The following is a 2,964-nucleotide window of genomic DNA, read 5'->3' on the forward strand; positions in this document are numbered from 1 at the left end:
GAGGGAGACGACCTGGCCGCCGCTGAGCGTGCTCAGGCTGCGGTCCAGGGTGAGGTCGGCGAGGCCCAGCCGGTCGAGCTGGGCGCGGGTGCGTTCCTCGATGTCCCAGTCGTCGCCGATGGTGGTGAAGTGCTCCTCGCTGACGTCCCCGGACTCCACGGCGTCCAGGGCCCGGATCACCGCGGCGACGCCCAGCACCTCGGCGACCGTGAGGTTGCCGGTCAGGGGGAGGCTCTGCGGGAGGTATCCGAGTGTGCCGCCGACGGACACGGAGCCGGTGGCGGGCTTCAGTTCGCCAGCGATCAGCTTGAGCAGGGTGCTCTTGCCCGAGCCGTTGGGGGCGACCAGGCCGGTGCGGCCGCTGTTCACGGTGAAGGACAGGTCGTGGAAGACCGGGGTGTCGTCGGGCCAGGCGAAGGAGAGGTTCGAGCAGACGATGGATGCGTCGGACATGGAGGTGACCTCGAGCGGCTTGAGGGCAGAGAACAGAGCTCTGCCCTGGTCAGACGTGGGAAAAGGGGTACGACGAGACGGACCACGTCGGCAGCGCTCCTGAGCGCCGGCCGGTGGCCGTCAGATCCGGATCTCACCCGGAGATGTCGTCTTCACCCACCACGTCTGTGACTCCTCGATACACGGTCAACGTCACTCGCAGCCTAACAGTCTCCGTCCTGCTCGGTCGACGGCGCGGCGTGCCGAGCTCATACGTGTGCATCAGCGGGCTTCTGTGTTGACACCCTAAAGACCCTCATGACAGCATCGTCACCAGTTAAGACGGTGACGATGCTGAGCATGGTGACTCGGCAGAGTTCACATGTGCCGGAAGGAGCGCAAACCATGGCCGAAAAGCCGAAGCCGAGGGCCGGAGGCGCACCGGTGGGGCGGCGGGCGATGCTGGGCATGCTCGGGGCGGGAGCGGCGGGGCTCGCCGCCGCGCCTTACCTCCAGCGTGGCTGGGAGGGGTTCCTCGCCACTGCCTCGGAGGTCGACCCCTCGGGCCTGACCGGTCTGCTGCCCAACCCGGGCGGCTTCCGGTACTACAGCGTCGTCGGCTCGGTGCCGCACAAGGACGCGACGAACTACGAACTCCGGGTCGACGGACTGGTGGAGCGGCCAAAGACCTACACGCTCGACGCGTTGCGCGCGATGCCGCAGACCCGGGTCGTCCACGACGTCGTATGCACGGACGGATGGCGAGTGGAGAACACACCCTTCGAGGGTGTGAAGTTGGCGGACATCCTCGACGACGCCGGAGTGCGTTCCCCGGGCGCGGCGATCCGGTTCACCTGCTTCGACGGCGCCTACAGCGAGAGCCTCACGCTGGAACAGGCGCGCCACTCGGACGTCCTGTTGGCGCGGAACATGCAGGAAAAGCCCATCACCCACGCGCACGGCGGACCGGTCCGCCTCTACGTGGCCCCCATGTACTTCTACAAGTCGGCCAAGTGGCTGTCCGGCATCTCGGTCACCGACAAGGTCGTTCCCGGCTACTGGGAGGAGCGCGGATATGCGGTCGACGGCTGGCTCGACGGAGCCGACCGGCACAGCGACGCGGCCTGAACACGACGGCCGGGTACGCCGCTTCAGCACCGCCGAGCGCATGGTCCACCGGGCCACGGGCTACCTGATGCTGCTGTGCCTGGTCTCCGCCGCCTGCCTCTACCTCGGGCCGCTGGCCCAACTCGTCGGACGGCGCCACCTGATGGTCACGGTCCACGAGTGGTCCGGCATCTCGCTGCCGCTGCCCTTCCTGCTGGGGCTCTTCTCGCCTGCCTTCCGCGCGGACCTGCGCAGGCTGAACCGCTTCGCGGTGTACGACCGTCAGTGGCTGCGCGCCGTCCGCAGGCGCCGCACCTCGCCCGAGGCCCGCCCGGCCGGCAAGTTCAACGCGGGCCAGAAGCTCTACGCGGGCTGGATCGCCGGTGCCGTACTGGTGATGATGTTCACCGGCCTGCTGATGTGGTTCATGGGGCTGCTGCCCTTCATCTCCCGCACCAGCGCGATCTTCGTCCACGACATCCTGGCCTGGGCAATCACGTTTGTTGTCCTCGGGCACATGTGCAAGGCGTTCGAGGGCCCCGAGGCGCGGCTGGGGATGCGCACGGGATACGTCAGCCAGCCGTGGGCGCAGCGGTACCACTCGCGGTGGCTGCGGGAGGAGCGCGTGGGTGACGTGTCCGAGCGGCGGACCGTCGAATGACCTAACACGTCCGCGACAGGGCTCGGCCGGTACCCGAAGGTGTGGACCGTCAAGTGACTGTTGTCGGGACGCGTGGTGCGGGGCCAGAGTGAGCCGAGGTCGAGAGCGACCGGCTTTTTTGTTCACCGAAGTTCTACCCACACCCCTTCGTCACCGCCTTAACTGGTGATAGCGTCCGGATCAGTCTTCGGCCCGCCTCATGTGCCGTGCACATGTGTCGCCGTGGCCAGGCACACACCTACTTCTTGGATGGGAAACCCATGAGACGACTTCTGACTGTCCTCGCGGCCGGTGTGCCGCTGGCCGCGGCGGTGTGTCTGCCGATCGCCTCGGCGGAGCCCCGGGACGGCTCCGCCGCCGCGCCGTTCGCCTGCTCGGCGCCGTCCGTGAAGGCGCCGGCCGGGACCAAGGTGGAGTCCGTGACAGCGGTCAGCCAGGAGGGCGGCACCATCCACGGCACCGGGGCCCTGGGCGGCACGGTCACCGGCGTCCCTGCCTACTGCGAAGTGACGGTCACCCTCACGCATCCGGGCGACGGCGACCACGCCAAGGTGCGGACCTGGCTGCCCGTCAGCGGCTGGAACGACCGTTTCCAGGGGCTCGGCGGCGCCGCCTACCTGGCCGGCGACAACGGCGTCGGCCTGGGCACCGCGGTCAAGAACGGCTACGCCGCCGTCTCCACCGACGCCGGTGTCGGAGACGTCCTCGACACCAGTTGGGCGCTGGACAGCGAGGGCCAGGTCAACACCGCGCTGCTGAAGAAC

At 68.5% G+C, this 2,964-nt stretch carries 3 protein-coding genes and 1 pseudogene; 3 read left to right on the plus strand and 1 reads right to left on the minus strand.

Annotated features, from left to right (window positions below; all coding sequences use genetic code 11):
• Positions 1–453 (minus strand): ATP-binding cassette domain-containing protein (locus ACTWQJ_RS49485; RefSeq protein ID WP_443312905.1); only part of this gene is annotated, 453 nt, incomplete at its 3' end.
• Between the two features lie 384 nt (positions 454–837).
• Here ACTWQJ_RS49485 and ACTWQJ_RS49490 point away from each other — a divergent pair.
• The 3 genes and pseudogenes from ACTWQJ_RS49490 to ACTWQJ_RS49500 form a co-directional block, all read left to right on the plus strand.
• Complete coding sequence (locus tag ACTWQJ_RS49490; protein ID WP_443312906.1) at positions 838–1,560, plus strand: molybdopterin-dependent oxidoreductase; 723 nt, start codon at positions 838–840, stop codon at positions 1,558–1,560.
• On the plus strand, positions 1,508–2,200 hold the full coding sequence (locus ACTWQJ_RS49495) for a cytochrome b/b6 domain-containing protein (RefSeq protein ID WP_443312907.1): 693 nt from the start codon (positions 1,508–1,510) through the stop codon (positions 2,198–2,200). The genes ACTWQJ_RS49490 and ACTWQJ_RS49495 overlap by 53 nt, the downstream gene beginning before the upstream one ends.
• Before the next feature lie 260 nt (positions 2,201–2,460).
• Positions 2,461–2,964: pseudogene (locus ACTWQJ_RS49500) on the plus strand (tannase/feruloyl esterase family alpha/beta hydrolase); the annotation flags it as partial.

Origin of the sequence: Streptomyces sp. KR55 (assembly GCF_052245645.1) — a bacterium.
In the GTDB taxonomy this organism is placed as follows: domain Bacteria; phylum Actinomycetota; class Actinomycetes; order Streptomycetales; family Streptomycetaceae; genus Streptomyces; species Streptomyces flavusporus.